We start from the raw sequence: 24,667 nt of genomic DNA on the forward strand, positions 1-24,667 counted from the left end.
TTCTTAATTTATATTTTTTCAGCTTAATAGTCTTCTCGTGAGTAAATAGCTTTGGATAAATAGCGATCTCCAGCATCAGGAAAAATGGTGATTACCTGACTGCCAGCAGGTAATTTTGCCGCTTCTGCCAATGCCGCTACCAAAGCAGCACCAGAAGAGCTTCCCACTAGTAATCCATGCTGTTTCGCTAATTGCCGAGTCATTGCAAAAGCGGCGGTGTCACTGATAGTCGCAAAAGCAGTGATCGGCAGCTCCGCGAAAAAAGGCGGGACGAACTCGACGCCAATGCCTTCAACTTCATGACTATGACTTGGCCCGCCATTTAAGATCGATCCTTCAGGTTCCACTCCAATCAAACGAATCGCGGGATTTTGTTCCAATAAATAGCGGGCCACACCGCTAAAGGTACCGCCGCTTCCGATTCCCGCGACAAAACTGGTAATCTCCGCACCTAAATCCGCAACCAACTCTGGCGCCAATGAGTGATAATAGGCGGCTGGATTGGCTGGATTTTCAAATTGCAGCGGCAAATAACTATCATCAAGCTCCTGATGAAGTCTTTTCGCTTCGAGAATCGCTCCTTGAATCCCCTCTTCCGTTGGTGTGTGGATGATTTTAGCACCTAAGGCTTGCATCAACGCTTGCTTTTCTAAACTAAATTTTTCCGGTACAACAAAAATAGTCGAAAGCCCGGCTGCTAGGGCCGCCAGCGCTAGTCCGATCCCCGTATTCCCAGCGGTCGGTTCAATAATGGTAGTATTTTGCGTGATTTTCTTTTGAGCGAAACCTTCTGCTAACAAATAGCTGCCCAAACGGTCTTTGATACTCCCTCCCGGGTTCAAATATTCCAGCTTGGCGTAGACAGCGGAAGCTTCAGGGATTTCCTTGAATTCTTGGTGAGTAAATTTTAGTAGCGGCGTATTTCCGATCGCTGCTTGAATGGAACGAATAATCATTAGCTGAACTCCTTTAGTCAATTTTTAGAAAACAAAAAAGGCGCTGACTATTAATCAGCACCTTTTCACTCGTTTAAAACCAAATATCCCCATTAAGGGTACCTCTGGCAATCAACAATAAGTAAAATTTGGGCGGTTAACAGGCATGACAAAGTGGTATGCTGCTTTTTAGCACCATACAACAACAGCAAGATTCAAATACAACGGATTTGCTGAATGTCATGTCTAACCCTCCAAAAATATCGAACAATTTCAATGTTTTAAAAAAACTATCATAGATCCTCGGTCAAAGTCAAAGAAAACACTCATCAAATTGTTAATTTATCTGACTAAATGACTCGAAAACTGGCTTTCAAAAGGTTTTTTCTTTGCAGATTTGTTTAACTTTAAGTATAACTAAGGAAAGAGAAACTCGTAAAAATTGCGAGAAAGGAAGAGCAAAAATGTACTCACTAGTCCCTGAAAATATGTTTGAAGTCGATCAAAAATTAAATTATTTCCTTGAAAAAGGCGAAACGATCACGGAAGAAGAAGTGATTCGTCAAGCGGTGCTTGATAATGCCCAGCAAATTCTCGATGGCGATCTGGAGGGCCCTTATTGGAAGGTGAAATGGCAACCAGAAGATCAAACATTGGCATTTTTTGATATCATGAACAAAGAAGTCGGCACGGTCGACAGTTTGTCCGGTTCGTTTAGCGCCGATTTTCGTAAAAGTGCTCCGAATGTGATTCGTCATCTAGCAGAAACAATCCAAAAGATTGTTAATAATAATTAGCATTTTAATAGAATTTAGACTCATGAATGGCTAGGCAGTTCATGAGTCTATTTGTTCAATGCCGTGATATTTATGATTAGACGAGGTGAAAGAATGGGAATGCAAATCAGTTTCTTTGTAAAGGATCAGTCAGCGGACTGCTACTTTGAAAAGATCCAAGCGAGCTTTTTCGAAGAAGAAAAAGTAATTGAACAAGCTTATCCGAAAGAAGGCTTTGATGCTGTCCTTGACGAAGCGTTGTTGGCGGTTTTACGTAATGTCTTCGATACGTTGGAAAAAGTCGGTGACACAGAGGACTATTTACAATTTTTAGATTTCAAAATTAAGAATGTTTATAATTCGGCCTTTGTCAGTAAACATTTTCTGCTCTACCAAAATACTGAAGCAGAAGAGCTGATGGCCCATGTCTTAACCGAAATCGCCGATCCGTTGGCTGAAGGCTATTTTGAATCCCTGATCGATTATTTAGAAACAACTATCGATGATGAAGTATTTGTTGACTTCCGACTAAATGGCGAAGAATTATTGCTGAAGGTTCAAAGCCAAGGCCGAAAAGTCAGCCTGGTTGAACCTTTGAAACAGTTGATGATCGATTATGATGAATCCTTTGAACGAGTAGCGACAGAAATTTTGGAAAGCTTTGTTTAAGACTGATGTAGCTTCTCCGAGAACAATTATTCGCTTTTAGAAATAGAACGTAGTAGAATCTATTTAACTTATTAATAGTAAGTATATTAAGAGATTTAAGGAGGTTCTTTAGCATGAAAAAAATTGGCTTTTTAAGTTTTGGTCATTGGATGGATCAAGGTTCACTCGTTAAAACCGCCCAAGACGCTTATTTGCAATCTATCGACTTAGCAGTCGAAGCAGAAAAAATTGGTATCGACGGTGCGTATTACCGCGTGCATCATTTCGCCGATCAAATTGGTTCTCCTTTCCCATTGCTATCAGCAATCGGTGCCAAAACCAGCAAGATTGAAATTGGTACTGGCTTAATCGATATGCGTTATGAAAATCCTTATATGATGGCTGAAAATGCTGGATTAACGGATATTATTACCCAAGGACGAGTGGAATTAGGCGTGGGCCGTGGTTCACCTGAACAAGTCCTAGATGGCTGGAAATATTTTGGCTATGACTATAGCGAAGATGAGATCAAAGATATTACCCGTGAACGGACGCTTGAATTTTTGAAATTACTTGAAGGCGAACGTTTTGCTGAGCAAAATCCACAACCAATGTTCCCGCAAGCGCCTGGAAAGTTACGGCTTGAACCTTATTCAGAAGGTTTGCGTCAACGGATTTGGTGGGGTGCTGGCTCGACTCAAACAGCGATCTGGGCTGCCCAACACGGAATGAATTTACAATCATCAACGTTAGTGAACTATGAAACCAATGAACCTTTCCATGTACAACAAGCTAAACAATTACGGGCTTATAAAGAAGCATGGAAAGAAGCGGGACATGATTTTGAACCGCGGACATTAGTCACTCGTTCGATCCAACCAATTACGACAGATATTGATCGTCAATTATTCGGTCACCAAGACGAAGACGCAAATTACGATCAAGTCGGCTTCCTTGCTTATCATCAAAACCCAACGATCTTCGGTAAAACCTTTGCCGGCGAACCTGATAAAATCGTCAAAGGTTTAGCTGAGGATGAAGCGATTAAAGAAGCAGATACCGTACTTGTGACGATTCCGAATACCTTAGGCGTCGAATACAATATGCATTTACTTGAAACGATCGTGAAAGATATTGCTCCTGACTTAGGTTGGAGATAATAGAGTCATTAAGCTAGCCTGTTTTTCAGGTTAGCTTTTTTTCCCAAACAAATTTTTTTCGATTCGACCCACATAGGGTTATACTTTTAGTGTAACTACTATTAGGAGGTTTTTATTTATGGAACAGTTGAAGTTGAACAACGGACAAACGATTCCTCAATTAGGATTAGGCGTGTTTAAAGTTGAAGATGCTAACGACTTAAAACAAGCTGTCGACGCCGCTTTAGAAAATGGCTACCGTCACTTTGATACCGCAACGATCTACCATAATGAAGCATGCCTTGGTGAGGCATTGGCTGAAAGCGACGTAAAACGTGAAGATCTGTTCATCACCTCAAAAGTGTGGAATAGCAATACGACCTATGACGAAACAATCGCCGCTTTCCATGAGTCCTTGAAAAAATTACAAACTGATTACTTGGATCTCTATTTGATTCATTGGCCAAGTGAAGGCTACAACGAAAAATGGCGGGCAATGGAAAGCCTTTATAACGATGGCTTGATCAAATCCATCGGGGTCTCAAACTTTGAAAAACCCCATATGGAAAAATTATTGACGACTGCGAAAGTAAAACCAGCCGTTGACCAACTTGAGACGCATCCTTACTTCCAACAAAAAGAAATGAATGACTACTTGAAGAGCTTGGACATCGCCCATGAAGCTTGGGGCCCGCTTGGACAGGGCAAAAGCAATGTTTTAGAAGATCCTGTTTTGAAGAAGATCGCTGAAGCCCACAATAAAAGTGTGGCACAAGTCATCTTACATTGGCATTTGCAACGAGATATCATCGTAATTCCAAAATCTGTTCATGCGAACCGGATCGCGCAAAACATCGATGTCTTTGATTTCACTTTAACCGATGAAGAAATGTCACTAATCGCTTCGATCGATAAAAATCAACGTGGCTCCGGTGACCCTAACGACGAAGAAATGTTGAAAAACTCATTGAGTAGAAAATAACTAGAAATACACAAGAAACGCGGCCTCGGCCGCGTTTTTTTTATACAGTTCGTTTCCAGCAGTTATCATACTTAATAGGATTTCTTGTTAAACAATGGATAAAACTGTGATTTGTCGCCGGCAGCTGAACGATACACGCCATTCAAACCTGCACGATTAGCGATCGTGCCTAATTCAATAATCAACGACTCTTCCTCTCGATCAAACCGAATCCTATTATCAAATCCGACACGATATATATAATTTACTAAGCGATTGATTAGTGGCTCCGGATTTTTTTCCGTTTCCAGTGTTTGGTAAACCTGCAATAATACTTCATTGATTTCAACTAGTTTCGGTTGCGGATTCGCTCGCTGAATCAGACGATTGTACAAATCGTGAATCAGCTCTTGGGCTCGTCTTTGTGGATCGCTTTTGATTGTTTCTTCCCTTTTCATAGCCAAACCTCCCCCTTTTACAGCCCTATTCTACGCCAAAGAAGCAAGAAATAAAATAGAAATCGTCAGTTGTTCAAATTCATTCGATTAAGGCTGAAGGACTGCACTTAATTTCATTTTTAAACCAAACGATTGCAATTTATTTCACAAATTTCCGTTATTTCTGAATTATTTTGTACTTAATGTCATGACAGCGTTTCGATATACTACAAAACGTAGAAAGAAAGGCGGAAAGTAAATGAAAAAAATTGTAGCCATCACCTCTTGTCCAGTTGGAATCGCTCACACGTACATGGCGGCGGAAAACTTAGAAAAAGCTGGAAAAGAACTTGGTGTAGAAGTCAAAGTAGAAACCCACGGATCAATCGGTGTGGAAAATGAATTGACTGCTAAAGATATTCAAGAAGCGGAAGGAGTCATTATCGCAGCCGATACCAAAGTCGATAAATCTCGTTTCGGTGGAAAGCCGTTAGTGACTGTTGGTGTCCAAGAAGGCATCCATCAATCGACTAAGTTAGTCGAAGACATTTTAACCGGCAAAGCGCCGATCGCAGAAGGCGCGAGTATCGCAGGGGCTTCAGACGGCGGAAGCGAATCAGAAAGCTTCGGGAAAAAAATCTACAAGAGCTTGATGAATGGTGTTTCTTACATGGTTCCTTTCGTTGTGACGGGCGGACTATTGATCGCGATTTCATTAACACTTGGCGGAACCGCCACACCTTCTGGGATTCAGATTCCCGAAGGAACGATTTGGGCAACCATGAACAGCATCGGCGGGATCGCGATGGGCTTAATGGTCCCAGTCCTTTCAGCCTTTATTGCACAAAGTATCGCTGATCGTCCAGGACTGGTTCCGGGTTTTGTTGGCGGAATGTTGGCAGCGAACGGCGCGTTGTACGGCAGTGATGCCAATGCCGGTTTCTTAGGTGGGATTATTACTGGTTTCTTAGCCGGTTTGATTGCGGTTGGAATCAAAAAGCTGCCTGTACCAAAAGCCTTGCAATCGATCATGCCGATCATTGTGATTCCGATCTTGGCTTCATTAGCTGTCGGCTTTATCTTTATTTATGTTGTCGGTGAACCAGTTGCGTTATTATTTAGCTCATTGACTCACTTCTTAGCCGGGATGCAAGGCAGCAGTGAAATTGTTTTAGCAATGATTTTAGGCGCAATGATCGCCTTCGATATGGGTGGACCTTTCAACAAAGTGGCTTTCCTATTCGGCTCTGGCTTGATCGCGGAAGGTAATTATTCAATCATGGGACCAATCGCAGTCGCTATCTGTGTACCGCCATTGGCACTTGGTTTGGCTTCATTGATTTTAAAAACGAAATTCACTAAAGCAGAACGTGAAGCAGGAAAAGCATCATTAGCAATGGGCTTGTTCGGTATCACAGAAGGTGCAATTCCTTTTGCCTCAACTGATCCATTGCGGGTCATTCCAAGTATCGTCGCTGGCGCGATGACTGGTAGTGTGGTTGCGATGCTTTCTGGCGTAACGGACCACGTTGCTCATGGCGGACCGATCGTGGCTGTCTTAGGTGCAGTTGATCACGTGGCGATGTTCTTTGTCGCTGTAGCTGCTGGGATCGCGGTGACGGTCTTCATGCTGAAAGTTTTGAAACCAACTTTAGAAGCCACTGCTGTTGTGGCAACCCCGCACGGCGCAATGACGATTACAGATGAAAAAGAAGAACAACCGGTTGAAGCGCAAGCGACAACAGAAACTTTCGACTCAATTACTGATATTATCTCTGATGAAACGATTGCTTTAGACACAGCCAAAACAACCCAAGCGGGTGTGATCGACGACTTGATCCAACGTTTAGTAAAGGACAAAGCAATCACGAACGTGGAAGAATTTAAACAAGCCATCTATGCTCGTGAAAGTGAAAGCACCACCGGCATCGGCATGGGTATCGCGATTCCTCATGGAAAATCGGCCTCAGTCGTGAAACCAACCTTAGCTTTTGCTAGAAGCCAAGCGGGAATTGACTGGCATTCATTAGATGGTGAAGCAGCCAAATTGATCTTCATGATCGCTGTTCCAGAAAACAGCCGCGGCGATATGCACTTGAAGATTCTGCAACGCCTTTCTCGCAAATTGATGGATGACGACTTCCGTCAAGCACTACTGGAAGCGCCAGATAAACAGGCCATTAATCAATTACTAAGCGAAATGTAACATAAGATGAAAAAACGACTGTGATGAGACATAATAGATATGTTTTCACAGTCGTTTTTTTATTCAACATAAATGTATTTAGAAAGGAGCCGCCTTGTATGAATCAGCGTCAAAAGTCGCTTATTTATCAATTAATCGAAAGCAATAGTTATATCACCACAAAAGCGCTAGCAGATTCCTTCAACGTTTCCGAACGAACGATCCATAGTGATCTAAATAAAATCGAAGCCTTTTTAACGGAGACGCAGCTGCCCTTAGCGATTCAGCGAAAAAAAGGAACCGGTATTTTATTGTCTGGACTGCCTCATGAAAAGGAACTGCTGAAACAATCGCTGAATGATCCATCAGCATTAGACACCGACAACGATCAGCTTCAGCGGATGCTGGTTTTTCATTTATTAGTCGCGAAGGATGGAATCAGCCTCGACGAATTAGCGGAAAAGTTATTCGTCAGCCGCCGAACGATTCAAAAAGAACTAACGACCCTTGAAGCCTTCTTTAGACAACACCACCTGCAATTGGTTTCTAAAACACGACTAGGGACCTTCGTCACTGGCGATGAAACGAAAAAAAGACAAGTACTGGTTAAAATCTTACGGGATATGCAAAAAGCCGATCCTAAAAGTACGTCATTGACAGAATTTTTCGCTCAAGACACCGTAAAAGTGATTCAGTCTACTTTGCGAGACGTGATCTTAGAAAATCAACTGGAACCACCAGCGGAGCTATCCAGTATCGAAGTCCATATTTATTTCATGCTAGAACGGATGAAACAAGGACAAAAAGTTACACTCAGCGAGGATGAAAATCGCGCCGTCAATCATACCCAAGCCCAAACGATCAGCAGCCAAGTTCTTGCAAAATTAGCTACCGTTTACCCAATTGAATTCTCACCGGATGAGATCAATTATTTAGCCCTGCGGATCGCGAATCTTTTTTCAGTGTCACAAGCTGCTGACCGCTTCGAAAACGAATCCCAAGAACTTGCCGCTCACTTGATTGATCAGGTCCAACAATTTTTGGATTATTCGTTAGCAGACGATCAGCTACTGGCCCAAAATCTTATTTCCCACTTGTCTTCGACTTATTTTCGCTTGAACTATGGTTTAGCAATTTCAAATCCGCTGACGGAAAATGTCTTCAGTACTTATACGCAATTATTTTTAGTTTTACAGCTTATTTTAGAAGACTATTTTGAAGCGGAAGCTTTTTATGTCCCACAGGATGAAATCGCTTATTTAACGATCCACTTCCAAGCGGCGATCGAACGGCATCAGCACAAAAAAACGCGGAACTACCAAACGATTTTAGTCAGTGAATACTCCCGCGGCATGGCGACCTTTTTAGAGGCTCGACTGAATCGCGAACTGCCGGAGCTGACGATCCTCGATCTGATCGAGTACAGTCCCGAAATGCGCTTTGAGGATTTGCCAGCGGTGGATTTTATTTTAACGACTCTGCCTGTTCAACATGATGAACTTCCTGTGATTGAGATCTCACCCATGATCACAGAAACAGATTTGGCGCAGGTAAACAAATATATGTTGGAGCATATTCCAAATAAGCGCATCAAGTCCTTTGATTTGTCAGTCTTTACAAATCCATTTTTGATTTTTCCTAAATTAGCGCTGACGGACCCAACAGAGATTTTAAGCTTTATGAGTACTATCTTAGTAGAAAACGATTATGTTTGTCCGGAGTTTGTGGCCTCGGTGCTTGAACGAGATCAACATTCCAGCACGCGGGTAGCGGCTTTTGTCACGCTGCCCCACGGCAATCCAATGTATGTAAAGGCCTCCACTATTTCGATTGCGACGATGCAGCAGCCAGTCACTTGGCACGGCGAACAAATTCGTTGTGTCTTCTTATTAGCCATTAAAAAAGAAGACTTGAAAAACGCTGAATTCAAAAAACTCTTTTCCGTTATTCGCTACTTAGAAAAGCAGCCGGAGCGCCTGCATCAACTTCTTGAAACCGATCAACCATTAGAAATCTTGACCCTCTTATCTAGTTATGAATAGAAAAGAGGTTGGGACAGAAGCTACTTCTGGACCACCGTTTATCCGTAAATAGGAGCTGGGATTGTATTAATATCCCAGCTCCTTTTAGCTTTCTTTTTTTAATACACCAGTTTCACTTGATCATTCATGATCTCATTCGTACGTCGGATAAAATACTCCCGTGACAAATCTTGGCCTTGATTAACGTGGATCGCATGCTGCTGAGCCAAATCATCCGTATAATCTTTCAAAGCGTAAGTCTGATAGGTTTGATAGTCACTTCCGATATAAGTGATCGTCGGCCAAAACTCCGCGTCAGCAATGTTAACCTGCTGCGTTTCTTTATCGTACTCCAACGACCAGCGGGCCATGCCGCCAAGCATTCGATCAGCTTCAGCTTGGGAAGAAATAAAATTCCCTAACGAGTACATGACTAAGGTTTGATTTCCCGCTGCACCAGTTAGATAATCCATTGGCTGGATCACATGAGGGTGTCCCCCCACAATGACATCCACCCCCGCATCGCTTAATAATTGCGCCAACTGCAACTGTTCTTCATTCGGACTGAATTGATACTCCTCGCCCCAATGCATACTAACCACTTGAACATCGCTTTGCTGATTCAGTTGTTCCATATCTTTTTTAATCTGCTCTGGATCAATCAAATTGACTAAATATTCTTTGCCAGCCGGCAACTCTAACCCATTTAAACCAAAGGTATAGGACATCAAACCAACCTTCACTCCCTTGACCTCCTTCACCTGCATCCGAGGTGCGTCAGGAGATTTTTGCGAACCGGTCACTGTCATGTCCGGATATTTTTCCAAATGTTCCAGTTGTTTGACGATTCCTGCTTCCCCCCGATCAAAGGTGTGATTACTAGCAGCTGATATCCAATTGAAATCCGCGCGGTGCAATGAATCTAACACTTGCGTAGGACCATTGAATAACGGATAACCTGATAAGCCTAATTCCTCGCCGGCACAAATCGTCTCCAGATTGATATAAGCAATATCTCGATCCTGATTCAAATATTTCGTAGGCTGATACAGCTCATCAAAACGATACTTCCCATCCGAATTTCTCAAATGATCATAAATAAAATCATGGATTAGATTATCTCCCACGGCTGAAAAGTTTATTTTTACTGTCGGATCTGCTTTGGTTTCTGAGACTGATGTTGAAGATTCCTGAGACTCCTTAGCTGGCTCATTGCTGCTGCAGCCGCTTAGAAATAATAAAACAAGCAAACTGACTCTCCAAATTTTTTTCACAATATCCCCCTTGATTTAGACCTAATGTTCCTTTTCTCTCAAAATTCATTTTACGTGTTTTCACGTGATAGCGATACCATTATTTTCAATCCATTTAACCTGAATCCATTAAAGACAAAATCAATTTATTTTAAGAGATTGATAATCATTTTCATTTAGCATAAAATTAGCTATAAGTACTTATTTTTTTATTCCATTAAAGGTGGTCATGTATGTGAAGAAAATCATTTATTTTACACTTGGCGCAATGACTTTTGCGCTAGGAACGCTAGGAATCTTTTTACCTTTTTTACCAACAACGGTCTTTTATTTACTGACAGCGTTCTTTTGGCTGCGCAGTTCAGATAAATATTACAATAAATTTATTCACTCCTCCTTTTATCAGCGTGCGGTAGAGGAACCCATCGTCAAAAAGAAAATCACTAACGCCGGAATGGTCAAAATGTTTTTGATGATCTTAGTCGTCTTTATGATCCCCGGACTTTTGGTGGATAACACACCGATGCGGATTTGTTTAGTGATTATCTATCTCGCTCACGTGATTGGCTTGACGTGGTATTTACGAGGCAAACGGGCGTCTGTAAAGGCAGGGGAACCAAATGATTGATCGCCGCCTATTTGCGATCGCCAAAAAGGAAACGCTATTCTTACAAGTGGTGATTCGTTGTATTAGCCTTGCACTATCACTTTTTATTTGGCGCAGCTTAGCGTTGTTATTAAGTACCGTTTTAGCCGGTGGAGCTGTAAAGGAGTTGCTTTTCGGACAGATCTTGTTGGCGCTCTTAGGTAAATTAAGCTTGATTCGTTTATCTGCCCATTTGACCGACCGGGCTTCCACCGAATTGCGCATCGCTTTGCGAACCAAAGTAATGGAAAAAGCGTTTCGTTTAGGAAACTCTACTCATCAGCTTCCCGCTACAACCTTGGCACAATATGCGGGTGATGGTATCGAACAGCTAGAAATGTATTATGCCCATTTTTTACCGCAGCTTTTTTATTGTCTGTTAGCTTCATTGCTTTTATTCCTTTATTTAGTCCAGCTGGCATGGCAGCCAGCGGTAGCGATGCTGATCTGTGTTCCCTTCATTCCTCTGACTATTATGGCGGTGATGAAGATCGCCAAACGAATTTTAGGAAAATACTGGGATCACTACACAAATCTAGGAACACGATTCCACGAGAGTCTCAGTGCGTTAAGCGTCTTGAAAGCTTACGACCAAGACGCGGCAAAACAACAAGAATTAGCGGAAGATGCACAAAAATTTCGTAAAGCCACTATGAGCCTATTGTCAATGCAGCTAAATTCCATTACGATCATGGATATTTTTTCTTATAGCGGTGCCGCCTTAGGAATCGGACTGGCTTTGATCGCTTTTCAGCAACAGCAATTATCTGTTTATGGCACCTTGCTTTTTATTTTAGTCGGCGCTGAATTTTTCTTACCGATGCGACAATTAGGTTCGCTATTCCATGTCGCCATGAACGGTATCAGCTCTTGCAGCAAAATTTTTGATTATTTAGCCTTGCCAGAAAAGACTGCCGGGACGATCACGACTTGGCCAGAAACCTTGAACACGATCACCGTCGAGAAGCTAGATTTCACTTACGCCAAACAACCCACACCGTCCTTAACGGATATTTCTTTACAGCTAACTAGAGGAAGTTTTACGGCCTTTGTTGGAAAATCCGGCTCTGGCAAAAGCACCTTGGCCCAATTACTTTTGAATCAACTGGACGATTATCAAGGAATCATCCAATGGAACAACACAGATTTAAAAAACTTCAGCAACACGGTATTATTTCAAAAAGGACGATTAGTGAATACAAAAGATTTTCTTTACGCTGCGAGTCTTCGGGAAAATTTATTGTTAGCCAATCCGCAGTTAACAGACAGGGAGCTGTGGGGATTGTTAGAGCAAGTAAAATTAGCGGCTTTTGTTCGACAACTACCTCAGCAATTAGATACGCTGCTTGAAGAAAACGGTCAAAATTTATCTGGCGGACAACGCCAGCGCTTGATTTTAGCTCGCGCCTTGGCGACTTCGGCTGAATTTTATATTTTCGATGAGATTACTTCAGGCGTGGATATTGAGAGTGAAGAAATTATTTTACACACCTTAAAAAGCTTGACCAAAAACGCCATCGTAATTTTCGTCTCCCATCGTTTATATAATGTTTTAGACGCCGATCAGATCTATGTCTTCAAAGATGGAAGAATCGTTGAAACCGGCACGCCGCAAAAACTGAAGCAAACGTCAGCTTACTTCAACGCCTACTTCACCGAAGAAAATCGGCAATTGGAAGGAGGAAGCCTCCATGAAAGATAATACCTTGAAAGATCGTACCTTAATTCGTTGGCTGCTGACCTTTGCCCAGCCCTTCAAAGGTAAGATGACTTTAGCGATTTTTTTAGGGATCATCAGCAACCTCGCCGTCGTGGCGATCCCTGTCATCAGTACCTTGACCTTGCTGCGTTTGATTGCAGGCACAGCGGTCAATCTAAGCCTGATCCTTGGCTTATTGATTGCCTGTGGCATCTTGCGGGGCGTTGCTCGTTATTTGGAACAATATCAAAACCATGACATTGCCTTTCGTCTTTTGGCCCATATTCGGGAAGAAATTTTCGCTGCCTTACGGAAGATTGGTCCGGCTCGTTTAACCGGAAAAAACAGCGGCGACTTGATTACGTCGATCTCAACCGATGTCGAAGCTTTAGAAGTTTTTTTCGCTCATACGATTTCGCCCGTCTTTATCGCGATCGGAACGATGCTTGTGACCTTTCTTTTTCTTGCCAGCTATGACTTGGGACTTGCTTTTCTGTTATTGATGGGACAGCTTTTGATTGGCGCCATCATTCCCTTCATCAGCTACCGCAGAAATCAACAAATCGGTGACGACTATAAAACAGCCTTTGTCGCAGTCAGTCAGACGATCATGGAAAACGCCAATAGCATCAAAGACATTGCCCAATTCCAGCTAGAAAAAACACGACTGACAAAACTAAACACGGATAGTCGAGTATTAAATCAACAAAACCGACGCCGCATTTTTCAAGGCAATACGCTGCAGCTTTTCAGCGAAGCGGTGGTGGTTGGAACGACGTTGATCGTCTTTTATTTTGGCAATAAGCAAGGCCTTCCAACAAATACGATCATTCTTTCCGTTGTTTTAAGCTTGAGTTCTTTTGGTCCAGTCTTAGCCTTAGGCAATCTAGGCAATGCACTATTGACGACTTTTTCTAGCGGTCGGCGCCTGTATCAACTAGTTCATGAAGAACCCTTTGTGACGTTTGATAAAAATAGCCAAACAATCACGGAAATGGAACAGCTGACGGCAGAACAACTGTCCTTTTCTTATCCTAATCAGCAGAAAAAAGTGCTGGATCAAATTTCTCTGGCACTAAAAAAAGGCCAAAGCATTGGCATCAGCGGGGAAAGCGGCAGCGGCAAAAGTACGCTATTGAAATTACTGATGCGCTATTGGGACCCTGCCAGCGGGGAAATCACCGTTAACAATCAGGAGCTTTCACAACTTTCCGAAGGAGCGCTCCATCAATTAGAAGGGGTCATGGAACAATCGACCTTTCTCTTTGAAGACACGATCGCCAATAATATTTCTTTGAAGCGAGAAAGCGTCTCCCAAGCAGCCATCGAAGAAGCCGCCAAAGCCGCGGCGGTTCATGATTGGATCAGCTCATTGCCAGAAGGCTATCAAACGGAGCTTAGCAAACTGGTTCGCAGTATTTCTGATGGCGAACGGCAACGAATCGGACTTGCCCGCTTACTGGTCTATGATGCGCCGTTGATTCTGCTAGACGAACCGACTAGCAACCTTGACTATGTCAATGAGCAAGCTATCCTAGCCGCCTTCAAAGAACGATTGCAGGACAAAACCATGATCCTCGTTTCTCATCGCAACAGTACCTTGAAGATTACGGAAAAACGACTGCATTTAGAACAAGGAAAATTAAGTAAGTAATCCCCTGAAGCCATAAAAAAGTTCAAGATCTTTCTAGCAAAAAGATCTTGAACTTTTTCTATTTTTTACTATTAATTTTGAGCCTTCATACACCGCTATGGTTAGGTGCCAAACAGTTTCTTTACGTCATCAATTAAACTTATTGAATTAGTATTTACAACGGCTTTATTCTTCTTGTTGTTTTTTTATACGATTCAATGCCACATCCATCACCTTTTTTTGAAAAAAGTTAGGATGTTGCTGTGCCGCAATATGCAACCCATTATTGAACTCAACCATCAAATGCCACTTATGACCTTCCGCAATTTCTTTTGGGGCATTTTCTGGTAAGAAGACCCCCAATTTTACTTTCATTCCATTGTCTGTTTTAGATAATTGATGCATCCCTAACATCTTTGCATCACTATGATCATTTGCTAAATAGGTCTTTCCCGCCATTACCAGATCGACATCTTGCGCAGGTCGTACTGGATAATCCGCTTTACTCCCCGGTTTCAAATCTAAGTAAGAAGGATCTTTGTACATTCCGAACGTCTCCACAATAATTTGTTCCCCTTTACTATTGGCATCGAAATAATAGTGTTCAGGATGGATCGTCGAAGGTAAATAAAGATTGTTTTCTTTCATTAGGTGCTGGTTGAACATCATAAATTGCTCTAACGTAATATTTTCTGTTTCTACTTCTACATAAGCTGTTTGCATATTCACACCCGCTTCGGAAGAACCAGCGATTTCATGCCACATAGCATCTCCTCGTTCAATTTCGGAAGCAAAAAGTTCTAACGTTCGTTCTTTTCCTAGCGCTTCACGCGTTTGAGCTAAGGCAATTTTCGCCTGATCTAATGGGAGCTGAAGTAACTCGTTAAGGGAGACTTCTTGCTCATCCAAATGGATTGGAATATTTTTTTTATCAAAAATATGAAAGACTTGGTGATAGCGACTAAGCTCCATCTCTAGTATTTCTTTTTCTGGAACAATCCGACCATCTACTTTAAAGCTAATTTTATAATCACTCATCTGGGAAACCTCCACTTTCATTTGTTGGCTTTATACTACTGGGAGAATAAGCGAATATCTACAACTAAGATTTCTTCTTTGTAGATTAATACAACAGTGTGTAGAATAGATTTGTTAGGAGGAAGATAATGGGAGACTTACGTTTTGAACGAACCGATGAAATGCTGCAAATATATTTTATGAAATTGCTTGCCGAAATGCCTTTTGAACAGATTTCTGTCTCTAAGCTAGCGAAAGCGAGCAAGATTGATCGCACGACTTTTTATGCTCATTATGAAAATACTTACCAACTGGCCGAGCAATTAATTGATCAACACATTGATTTCATTGAGCGTGTGCTAAAAGAAAGCAGCGCACAACAACAGTATGATTCCCGGTTCGACAGCTACGATTATTTTAATGCTGAACTCATGAGCTACTTACTAAAGAATCGCCTTGAAATCCAACACTTACGACAATTGAATTTTGGGCTTAACAGCTTTAATGTAAAGCTTCGCGACCTATTCGCTACAGCGTATTCACGCGTTTTCCATCTGGCGAAAGAAGAATTTAGTCAATATATTCTAACTACTTTAGCAATGAGTAATTTTGATTTCATTTTAGAAAAGCAGCGCGTCCCATCAAAAAAAGAAATCAAAGAAGGTCTGTCAAAAATGGCGTCCTATTTTTCATAATAAGCTCTGCTGAAGCAATCGCTGTGTTTCATAGCAATAAGTCGAATAATTGGAAAATAGCTTCTCATATTTTTTGAGATTATTTGGCTTATTTCCGAAGAGGCTACGCCTGGAACGCCGTTTATTCGAAAAAAGGAGGTGCGACAAGACTTTTGTCACACCTCCTTTTTATTTTTAAATTAGGCCGCAATATTCGCCTTTGCTTCTGCTTCGACTTCTTTTTTATCGGCTACTCTGAAGAATGGATACCATAAGAAGAAGTTTCCAACCATAACGGCGATCGCAATCACTAAGAATTTCCAGCCGCCTAAGAAGAAGGCATTAATCGGTGTCGGTAATGTCCACGGCATTTGAATCGCCGCATTATATGTACCGACTTTCAAGACAATCGCGACAAGCCAAGCGATCCCACCTTGAACAATCGGTCCAAAGATCATTGGTAAGAAAAACATCGGATTCAACATGATCGGCATCCCGAAGATGATTGGTTCATTGATATTGAATAAGGTCGGTGCTGCTGCAAGTTTGAACAGCTCTTTGTAGCGAGCCGATTTTGCTCGAATCATCGATAAGATCAATCCATACGTTCCCCCTTGTCCGCCAAAAGCGTTGGAAGTAAAGATATAGATGATCGCCATCATCAAGTAAGGGACTTTCCCGGTACTGATGTAGGCATTTGTATTCGCCGTAAAATTCGCCATAAGCATTGGTGTCACGATACCGTAAACGACACTTGGGTGGATTCCAAAGAACCAAAACAGATTCGCCAACGTATAAATGATAATGATGCTGATCGGTGAAGAAGTCAATGCTTCTAATGGCGCTTGCAAGATACCGTAAATTAAATTAAAGACATTGCCAAAAGCAGTATAAGACAAGCCTACGCGAATAATAAAGAAGACTGAGAAAATCAAACCTGCTATAAAGGTTGGATTCAACGATTCACTGACACTTGGTGGAACGGTACTAGGCAATTTGACCACCAAATTTTTCTTTTTGAAAAACAAGAACATCACACCGGTCAAGAAGCCGACGATAATCGCCACGATCAGCCCCGGTCCACCGGTTTGCGCTGTTTGAAAGGCCTCCACGGATTGAATCCCAGTGACTGTTGCTTTCGCCGGGAATTTAGCGACCGCGCTTTGCAATGTTGGGACTGTCATGATTTGTGGTGCCAATAATAAAAATGAAGCCATTGAAAGCAATCCTGCCGTCAACCCGTTCTCGCCGCTCTTACGAACATAAACATAGGCGAAGTTAAAGGCCACATACAATGCTAAGGCATTAAACGTCGCTCCCACAACGGCGGTAAAATGCACGTCCATTCCGATACTTTTCAGCCAATTGATCCACGCTGGAATCGGAAAATTTCCGATCAGCATCAAGAAGGCCGCACCTAACGTGATTGGCGTCGTCCGCATAAATGCTTCAGATAATGCTGAGAAAAATTTACTTTGTCCCATCTTGTTGGCTACAGGTCCTAATAATTTATCTAAAAATATTTCAAGCCCCTTCATGTTCCTCTTCCTTTCATTTTAAACCCTTTATTTTTTCAGCTTGCGAACCATTTTGCTGAATTATTTTTTGATACCAATAAAAGCTGTCCTTTTTGATTCGTTTCAGATCCTTCAAGTCAAAATCACTGCGATTCACATAAACGAAGCCATACCGTTTTCGGAAGCCTTCGTGGGTACTGATCAAATCGATCGCACTCCAAGGGCAGTAGCCAAACACATCGGCCCCCTCTTCAATCGCTTCTTCCATTTGTTGGACATGTTTTGCTAAATAATCAATGCGATACGTGTCGTGGACTTGTCCATCCTCCACTATATCACGACCGCCTAAGCCATTTTCGGTTACGATCAACGGTAAATGATAACGGCTGTATAATTCATGGATCGTCGTTTTAAATCCGATCGGATCAATTTCCCAACCAAATTCCGTTTCTTCCAAATAAGGATTGGATTGACTTTCAAAAAAGTTTGGCAATGAAAATCCGGCTTGCTGATCCCCATCAGTCCCTTGCGCCTCATGAAAAGCACTGACTGTATTGGTACTATAATAATTAAAGGCGATAAAATCGCAACGCCCCGCTTGTAAGATTTCCGCATCGTCAGGAGCAAATTCCGGCATCGCATCGATCTTTTTTAAAATATTGACTGCCTGATGATTATAACGGCCATAGACTGGAACATCTAAAAACAGCCAGTTACGTAGCGCGTTAAAGTTTTGCGCCGCCAATACATCCTCCGGTTTTGCTGACGCCGGATTAATATAGGCGATATTCGGTGCCGGTCCAATCTGGCCTTGATAATTATTGTCATGGAAGAGCTTCATGACCTTGGCTTGAGCCACCAACATATGATGATTCTCTTGGAAATTTTGCCGATTGGTCTTCTTGCCGGCTAAAACAGCCGAACTAGCTAACACCATCATGTTCTGCTCATTGATCGTTAACCAATACTTGATCCGACCATTGAAATGTTCAAATAATACGTGACAATAGTCTGCGAAGGCATCGATGGTTTGACGATTATTCCAACCGCCTTGCTTCTCTAAAGCCGCTGGCAAATCAAAATGATAAACGGTGACGATTGGTTCGATCCCCGCTGCGATCAACTCATCAATCAGTTGGTCGTAAAAGGCTAAGCCCGCTTGATTAACCTCCCCGAAACCTTTTGGAACGATACGTGTCCAAGCAATCGACAGACGGTAAGCCTTTAATCCCAACTCTTTAAATAAGGCGATATCTTCTTTAAAGCGATGATAGTGATCTGATGATACTTTAAAATCAGAAGTATTTTCTGGTAATTTTTTTATATCTTGGACAGATAGGCCTTTTCCGTCCTCATTCCATCCACCTTCTACTTGATACGCGCTAGTAGCCGCACCCCATAAAAAATCATTCTTTTTCATGTCTGTTCTCCTCCTCGCAATAAAATTATCATGCTATAATCTAAAAAGATACCAATCTAAGAGATTGTGTAACCGGATTCATCAAGTTGGTTTTTGTTCCACACTTGAAACACTGCGTTCCATTAGGAGGAAAATTATGAGTCTGTTAACGAGTATCAATTCTGATGATTTATCACAAACAGAACTGGCTATTTACAATTTTATTATGACTAATTTAGAAAAGATCCCTTATATGCGTGTTCGAGAAGTCGCGCAAGCCTCCCATACTTCATCAGCCTCAGTCATGCGTTTCATTCACAAGATCGGTTTCGACAGTTTCCCGGCTTTTCGGACCGAGATCAAGCGCCGCTACAATCAGGCCAACACTAAAAAAATAGACGGTGATTTTTTCGGCAACGTACTGCAGTTATTGCAACGAGATCAATTTTCAGCCGATATGGAAAAAAATATGCCCACATTAGCTAGTAAGATTGTAGAAAGCGAAAATGTCGTTTTTATTGGGATTGGACTTTCAGGTATTTTGGCCGAATATGCCGCTCGCCGCATCATGACCTTAGGCGTCAATTGCTTTGCGGTCACTGACCCTTATTATCCATTGGCCAATCGGCTCAGAAATACCAGCGACAATTTGATTATCGCTATCTCAAATTCTGGCAACTCTTCTGATATCGTAGAGCTTTTAACCTACTTTCAAGCTTTTCCAGATCATTACCTCGTTTCCATTACGGGCAATCCTAAAAGCCCCTTGGCCCATATGAGTCGCATGGTTTTTGTCCATAACTATGAAGAACATCGCAAGCTGGGCTATTTCGATACTAGCTCGCAGCTTCCCACCATGCTGATCATCGAGCGCTTGATTGCTGAACTGGAGATCACGATTGATCTGTAATAAAAGACGTTTTCTTTGGGATTTTATTTGTTTTGGCGTACACTTTTTTTGAAACGAGGTGCACGATGATGGAAGAAAAAATCCATGAACGTTTAGAATTTGGAATGGTTTTAGCAGCAACCGCTGGCGGATTAGACGCCTATACGTATCTCGTGCATGGCGAAGTCTTCGCGGGACTGCAAACAGGGAATTTTATTTTATTGGGAGTCAATCTAGGACAAGGCCAATGGAGTGCTTTGAGCCATTATTTGATTCCGATTTTTGCGTTTGCCTTTGGTGCTTTATTGGCCCGTTTTCTACAAACGAAAATAAGCAAGAACCAGCAACTTTGGTTTTTGAGTTTTGAGTTTCTCTTGCTGCTACTTGTTGGCTTCTTTTCACCGACTATGCCAAATTTATTGGCTAATGCTCTGCTTTCCATTGCGGCAGCGACTCAATTGCAAGAATTTCAAAAATTAAAAGGCCGCCCCTTTACTTCCTTGATGATGACCGGCAATCTAAAAAATTTAGCTACGAATTTTTTTGAAGGCTATTTGAATCATCAATCAGAAAAGCGTGAAGCCTTTAAAGACACTTTGATCATTCTTGGCAGTTTTTTAAGTGGCGCATTGTTAAATGGCTTTTTAGCGACTTATTTTCACGAACGGACGATTTTTTTCAGTCTGATTTTTATCGCGGTCGCACTCTTTTTATTAGTGAAGGATCGGCGGGCGTTGCGTTAAAAAAAGAAGGTGTTGAGACATTCAAATGTCCCAACACCTTCTTTTTTTAACCTTGCCCGTAATAGGCTGCGGCTCCGTGTTTTCTGAAATAATGCTTGTCTAGTAAGTATTGTGGAATTGCCGTGATTTTTGGATTGATCTGTTCATTTTCCTTCGCCATCAAGCAGATCTCATCTAAAATCAAACTGTTCTCTACTGCTTTCATCGGTGAAGCGCCCCATGTAAAGGGACCATGTCCATAGACCAGGACCCCCGGCACTTCCTCTGCCTGAATCTTTCTTTCCTTGAAGGTCTCAACGATCACCTGTCCAGTATTGATTTCATAGGCTTCGCAAACTTCTGCTTCCGTCAGTTGCCGCGTACAAGGCACAGTTCCATAAAACGCGTCGGCATGAGTCGTGCCATAAGCTGGCAGATCCCGACCGGCTTGCGCCCACATCACCGAATTGGTGGAGTGCGTATGGACGATCGAAGTAATCGAATCAAAGGCCTGATACAAAACCACATGGGTTGGCAGATCTGACGAAGGATTCATGCTGTCTGCGTCTAGTACTTTGCCAGCTAAATCTGTCACCACCATTTGCTCGGCCTGCATATTTTCGTATTTCACTCCGCTAGGCTTGATCACGATCACTCCCAGCTCACGATTGATCTCGCTGACATTGCCCCAAGTCAGCTTAACTAATCCATATTGGGGCAGTTCCAAATTCGCTGCAAATACTCGCTGCTTCATTTCTTCGATGATTTGTTCACGCGACATCATAGCCCGCCTCCTTTAATTTAGGATAAAGATATTCTTTGGCTGCTTGGATATCTTGCCTGAAATCTTGACTCTTTTCGCTCCACATTTCGATCAAGAACGTTCCATCGTAATCCAAGCGTTTTAAGTTTTTCAGTAAGCCTAGGAAATCGACACAGCCCTCTCCAAAAGGTACATCGCGAAATTGACCAGCAGATTCGTCGGTCACTGGATACGTATCTTTTAAATGGATCGAGGTAATACAATCAATGCCCCGCTCTAATTCCAACGCAGGATTGTTTTCCGGCCAAGCCGATAGATTGCCTAAATCAGGATAGACTTGCAAATACGGCGAATGGATCTGTCGCTTGATCTCCAAAAATTTCGTAATGGAGTTCATGAATGGGTCATCCATGATCTCAACAGACAACATGATGCCATAAGTAGACGCTTCTTTGACACTGGCCTTCATCCCCTGGATAAAAGCTTCGCGAGACGTAATCGATTTCTTTTCATAATACACATCATAGCCCGCGACTTGAATGACCTTGATACTTAATTTATGGGCGAAGCGAATCGCTTTACTCATAATTTTCTGCGCTGTTTTTTGCTTTTCAGGATCTGTCGAACCAAAAGGAAATCGCCGATGCCCGCTTAAGCAAATTGAGTTGATCCGGACATTTGTCGCAAACATTTCTTCACGCAACTGAGCGATTTGTTCATCGGTCCAATCCAGACGAGCAAGCCGCTCGTCTGTCTCATCAATCGACATTTCAATGAAATCAAAACCCAGCTCCTGCGTTAAACTAAAACGCTCAGCCCAAGTGATTCCTTGGGGCAACGCTTTTTCGTAGATTCCGATTTGTACCATGATTATTGCCCCCAGATACGGATAATCTCATCTTTAAAGGCTTCGGCTGCTTTGACTGGATCTTCAGCAGCAGTAATGCCGCGGCCCGTGATGAAGGTATAGACATCGATTCCTTCAAATAATTTCAACGTATCAACATCAAGTCCCCCCGTCACAGAAACATTGAAGCCCATCTCAATCAATTTTTTGACTTTTGACAGGTCTTTCTCACCCCAAGTCTCACCTGATAATAGGGCATCGCGGCTTTGGTGATAGATTGCTTGTTTGATACCAATCTCCCGCCAAGCCTTCGCTTGCTCATAGGTCCAATCACCGTATAGCTCGACTTGCAACTCTTTGACTTCTTTTTTGGCGGCTTCCATTGTTGGAATCGTCGCGCAACAGATTACTGTCATAAAATCCGCGCCGGCATCCGCCACATTTTTAGCTACTGTTCCGCCAGCATCGGCGCATTTTGTATCAGCTACGACTGTTTTATTAGGAAACATGCCTCGAACACAACGAATGGCTTTTTGTCCTTCTTGCAAGCACAGGATCGTTCCAACTTCCAAAATATCAACGACTTCGCCAACTTTGAAAACGTCCGCTAATGCGTGCTCTAAATCATTATGGTCTAAGGCGATTTGTAAATTAGGTCTGCTCATAATGTACTCCTTCTACTTGCTGATTTTTTGATACAATTCAGATTCGGCAAATTTTTCACCGATTTCTTTGGCCGACATCACATTTTTGATACCAATCACCGTAATCCCTTTTTTCTCTGCTTGCGTGAACATATTTAAAAAATTCATCGGGGTAAATACCACGTCATACTGAGTCGCGGAGCTTTTTCCTTCTGAGATCGCACAATGATGAATTTTCGTAATCGGAACATTCAATTCCTTCATCGCCTTTTCAACACTTCTCATCATCATTAAACTGGTTCCTGATCCATTCGCACACGATACTAAAATTCTCATTTTGTATTCCTCCTAATTTTTATAATTGATTAGTCATTTAAAAATTTTTCTGCATATTGTTCATAGTCATCAACAATCATAAAGTAGCCTTCTGGATTTTTACGATATTGCAATTGCGGAATGATCAACAAACCAATTACAACAACCGCGACACCGACATAGCCTAGAACTTTCATGATTACTGTGAACAGCGGCCAAGCCGTTGCCCAGTCGAACATTCCTAAGTAGCCACCAAATTGCGATAAACCGATCCACGTTGCGAATAACGCTGAACCACCAACTTGAATGATCCCGGAAAGAAACGGGAATAAACAGGCTGCTTTAAAACCGCCGCGGTTATTGGCAAAGACGGCGATGACCGCATTGTCGAAAAATAGCGGAATGAAGCCGGCGATAACAATGGTTGGTGATTTCAATAAGATCAACAAGCCGATCATTAAGAACTGGCCTAACGCTCCGAATAAGAAACCGATCGTCACTGCATTGGGTGAACCAAAGCCGAAGGTCGCCGCAACATCGATCCCCGGTACTGCCCCTGGCAAGATCGTATTGGAGATTCCTTGGAAGGATTGCGTCAATTCATCTACGAAGGTCCGCACACCTAATTGTAAGATTGCTAAGTAGACCGCGAAATTCAATGAAGTCGTTAAGATGTAAAACAAGAAGCTCTGGCCTTCTACCATAAATTCCGCTTGGATCAAATAGTCTTTTCCTAAGACTAACAGGATGATCCCAAAGAAGAAGAGCATCAATAGTGAAGTCGCTACCATATTTTCGTTAAAGATCGACAGGAAGCCTGGTAATTCGATGTCTTCCAATTTTTTATCGACTTTTTCTGATTTATTTTTTCTTTCGTCCCGTTTTTTCATAAACTCAGCTAGCTTGGCAAAGATAAAAATACCAAACATTTGTTGGTGAGCGACCGCAAAGCCGGCGCCCTCTGTCAGTTCCTGCGCGATTCCCACCGTCAAGTTTGAGGCAACTGCCCAATAACAGCCCAAGATCAAGCCCATGAATACCAACACTTCAACGCGACCTAAATCTGGAAAACAGAATAGTAAGATCCAGAATGCTGTCGCCGCTTGTTGGATTTGGACATTCCCAGTCGTAAAGACCGAACGCAACTTCGTATATTTTTGGAAACGAACCAATAAAATATTCATGATAAAGGCGATCAATAATAGAATCATCACATCACCAAAAGTCCGGCCAAAGGTTTTCATTAAACCAGCATCTACCGCATTTTGACCAAAGTAAGGATCAGTCACCATCGCGTCTAAATTAAAGCGTTCCTTCAAACCAACTAAGATCGGTCGGAAGTTGTTGACTAATCCGCCAGAACCTACGGACAAAATAAAATAGCCGACCGTTGCTTTTAAGAATCCTGCGATACATTCATAAATTGGTCGTTTCAAAAGGATGTAACCTAGTAAAACGATGAAACCAATGAGATAGGCTGGCTGCGTCAAAATATTCGTGGCAAAATAAGTCCAAATACTTAATAAAAAGTCACCCATTAATTTTTC

23 protein-coding genes are annotated in these 24,667 nt (G+C 42.2%); 12 read left to right on the forward strand and 11 right to left on the reverse strand.

What is annotated here, in order from left to right:
• Positions 1–23: 23 nt before the first annotated feature.
• Positions 24–956, reverse strand: coding sequence for a PLP-dependent cysteine synthase family protein (locus IGI54_RS11215; RefSeq protein ID WP_430620734.1), 933 nt, complete (start codon positions 954–956; stop codon positions 24–26).
• A gap of 443 nt (positions 957–1,399) precedes the next feature.
• Between IGI54_RS11215 and IGI54_RS11220 the strand changes: the two genes are divergently transcribed.
• The 4 genes from IGI54_RS11220 to IGI54_RS11235 all read left to right on the forward strand — a co-directional run bounded on the left by IGI54_RS11220 (position 1,400) and on the right by IGI54_RS11235 (position 4,480).
• A complete protein-coding gene (locus tag IGI54_RS11220) occupies positions 1,400–1,732 on the forward strand; it encodes a hypothetical protein (RefSeq protein WP_071862673.1) in 333 nt (110 codons plus the stop codon).
• Between the two features lie 93 nt (positions 1,733–1,825).
• Entirely contained in the window at positions 1,826–2,380 is a 555-nt protein-coding gene (locus tag IGI54_RS11225; RefSeq protein ID WP_430620735.1) for a hypothetical protein, read from the forward strand.
• Positions 2,381–2,493: 113 nt separating this feature from the next.
• The gene (locus tag IGI54_RS11230) at positions 2,494–3,519 is read left to right on the forward strand and encodes an LLM class flavin-dependent oxidoreductase (protein WP_430620736.1); all 1,026 of its coding nucleotides are present in this window, start codon (positions 2,494–2,496) and stop codon (positions 3,517–3,519) included.
• Between the two features lie 118 nt (positions 3,520–3,637).
• On the forward strand, positions 3,638–4,480 hold the full coding sequence (locus tag IGI54_RS11235) for an aldo/keto reductase (RefSeq protein WP_430620737.1): 843 nt from the start codon (positions 3,638–3,640) through the stop codon (positions 4,478–4,480).
• Positions 4,481–4,551: 71 nt separating this feature from the next.
• On the opposite strand, the gene IGI54_RS11240 is transcribed toward IGI54_RS11235, so the two are convergent.
• Positions 4,552–4,917, reverse strand: a complete 366-nt coding sequence (locus IGI54_RS11240; RefSeq protein ID WP_071862669.1) for a bacteriocin immunity protein — start codon at positions 4,915–4,917, stop codon at positions 4,552–4,554.
• A gap of 238 nt (positions 4,918–5,155) precedes the next feature.
• On the opposite strand from IGI54_RS11240, the gene IGI54_RS11245 reads away from it, so the two are divergent.
• Positions 5,156–7,102 carry a PTS fructose transporter subunit IIABC gene (locus tag IGI54_RS11245; protein ID WP_071862668.1) on the forward strand — a complete coding sequence of 649 codons (1,947 nt, stop codon included), beginning with the start codon at positions 5,156–5,158 and terminating at the stop codon, positions 7,100–7,102.
• A gap of 98 nt (positions 7,103–7,200) precedes the next feature.
• A complete protein-coding gene (locus IGI54_RS11250; RefSeq protein WP_071862667.1) occupies positions 7,201–9,123 on the forward strand; it encodes a BglG family transcription antiterminator in 1,923 nt (640 codons plus the stop codon).
• Between the two features lie 98 nt (positions 9,124–9,221).
• Here the strand turns inward: IGI54_RS11250 and IGI54_RS11255 are convergent, their stop codons facing one another.
• On the reverse strand, positions 9,222–10,376 hold the full coding sequence (locus IGI54_RS11255) for a CapA family protein (protein ID WP_430620738.1): 1,155 nt from the start codon (positions 10,374–10,376) through the stop codon (positions 9,222–9,224).
• A gap of 214 nt (positions 10,377–10,590) precedes the next feature.
• On the opposite strand from IGI54_RS11255, the gene IGI54_RS11260 reads away from it, so the two are divergent.
• Genes IGI54_RS11260 through IGI54_RS11270 form a run of 3 tightly spaced genes read left to right on the forward strand, consistent with a single transcriptional unit; the run spans position 10,591 to position 14,354 of the window.
• Complete coding sequence (locus IGI54_RS11260) at positions 10,591–10,983, forward strand: YbaN family protein (protein ID WP_430620739.1); 393 nt, start codon at positions 10,591–10,593, stop codon at positions 10,981–10,983.
• Positions 10,976–12,703, forward strand: coding sequence for an ABC transporter ATP-binding protein/permease (locus IGI54_RS11265; RefSeq protein WP_430620740.1), 1,728 nt, complete (start codon positions 10,976–10,978; stop codon positions 12,701–12,703). Before IGI54_RS11260 ends, IGI54_RS11265 begins: the two co-directional genes overlap by 8 nt.
• Positions 12,693–14,354 carry an amino acid ABC transporter ATP-binding/permease protein gene (locus IGI54_RS11270; RefSeq protein WP_430620741.1) on the forward strand — a complete coding sequence of 554 codons (1,662 nt, stop codon included), beginning with the start codon at positions 12,693–12,695 and terminating at the stop codon, positions 14,352–14,354. Before IGI54_RS11265 ends, IGI54_RS11270 begins: the two co-directional genes overlap by 11 nt.
• 165 nt (positions 14,355–14,519) lie before the next feature.
• Here the strand turns inward: IGI54_RS11270 and IGI54_RS11275 are convergent, their stop codons facing one another.
• Entirely contained in the window at positions 14,520–15,371 is an 852-nt protein-coding gene (locus tag IGI54_RS11275) for a hypothetical protein (protein WP_430620742.1), read from the reverse strand.
• A gap of 128 nt (positions 15,372–15,499) precedes the next feature.
• Between IGI54_RS11275 and IGI54_RS11280 the strand changes: the two genes are divergently transcribed.
• Positions 15,500–16,045, forward strand: coding sequence for a TetR/AcrR family transcriptional regulator (locus tag IGI54_RS11280; protein WP_430620743.1), 546 nt, complete (start codon positions 15,500–15,502; stop codon positions 16,043–16,045).
• 179 nt (positions 16,046–16,224) lie between these two features.
• On the opposite strand, the gene IGI54_RS11285 is transcribed toward IGI54_RS11280, so the two are convergent.
• Together IGI54_RS11285 and IGI54_RS11290 are read right to left on the reverse strand one after the other, a co-directional pair.
• A complete protein-coding gene (locus IGI54_RS11285) occupies positions 16,225–17,562 on the reverse strand; it encodes a PTS sugar transporter subunit IIC (protein ID WP_071862660.1) in 1,338 nt (445 codons plus the stop codon).
• 13 nt (positions 17,563–17,575) lie between these two features.
• Entirely contained in the window at positions 17,576–18,961 is a 1,386-nt protein-coding gene (locus IGI54_RS11290; protein WP_430620744.1) for a glycoside hydrolase family 1 protein, read from the reverse strand.
• A 136-nt stretch (positions 18,962–19,097) separates the two neighbouring features.
• On the opposite strand from IGI54_RS11290, the gene IGI54_RS11295 reads away from it, so the two are divergent.
• Together IGI54_RS11295 and IGI54_RS11300 are read left to right on the forward strand one after the other, a co-directional pair.
• The gene (locus IGI54_RS11295) at positions 19,098–19,850 is read left to right on the forward strand and encodes a MurR/RpiR family transcriptional regulator (RefSeq protein ID WP_216430528.1); all 753 of its coding nucleotides are present in this window, start codon (positions 19,098–19,100) and stop codon (positions 19,848–19,850) included.
• Positions 19,851–19,915: 65 nt separating this feature from the next.
• Positions 19,916–20,572, forward strand: a complete 657-nt coding sequence (locus tag IGI54_RS11300; RefSeq protein WP_430620745.1) for a YoaK family protein — start codon at positions 19,916–19,918, stop codon at positions 20,570–20,572.
• Between the two features lie 46 nt (positions 20,573–20,618).
• Here IGI54_RS11300 and IGI54_RS11305 read toward each other — a convergent pair whose 3' ends face one another.
• From IGI54_RS11305 to IGI54_RS11325, 5 genes are read right to left on the reverse strand one after another with little or no spacing between them, the layout of a single operon-like run.
• Positions 20,619–21,332, reverse strand: a complete 714-nt coding sequence (locus IGI54_RS11305; RefSeq protein WP_430620746.1) for an L-ribulose-5-phosphate 4-epimerase — start codon at positions 21,330–21,332, stop codon at positions 20,619–20,621.
• Entirely contained in the window at positions 21,322–22,182 is an 861-nt protein-coding gene (locus IGI54_RS11310; RefSeq protein WP_216430526.1) for an L-ribulose-5-phosphate 3-epimerase, read from the reverse strand. The genes IGI54_RS11305 and IGI54_RS11310 overlap by 11 nt, the downstream gene beginning before the upstream one ends.
• A 2-nt stretch (positions 22,183–22,184) precedes the next feature.
• Complete coding sequence (locus IGI54_RS11315) at positions 22,185–22,826, reverse strand: 3-keto-L-gulonate-6-phosphate decarboxylase UlaD (RefSeq protein WP_430620747.1); 642 nt, start codon at positions 22,824–22,826, stop codon at positions 22,185–22,187.
• Between the two features lie 12 nt (positions 22,827–22,838).
• The gene (locus tag IGI54_RS11320) at positions 22,839–23,141 is read right to left on the reverse strand and encodes a PTS sugar transporter subunit IIB (protein ID WP_430620748.1); all 303 of its coding nucleotides are present in this window, start codon (positions 23,139–23,141) and stop codon (positions 22,839–22,841) included.
• A 29-nt stretch (positions 23,142–23,170) separates the two neighbouring features.
• Positions 23,171–24,658, reverse strand: coding sequence for a PTS ascorbate transporter subunit IIC (locus IGI54_RS11325; protein WP_216430523.1), 1,488 nt, complete (start codon positions 24,656–24,658; stop codon positions 23,171–23,173).
• Positions 24,659–24,667 lie beyond the last annotated feature (9 nt).

Source organism: Enterococcus sp. DIV0800 (assembly GCF_050559735.1).
In the GTDB taxonomy this organism is placed as follows: domain Bacteria; phylum Bacillota; class Bacilli; order Lactobacillales; family Enterococcaceae; genus Enterococcus_A; species Enterococcus_A devriesei.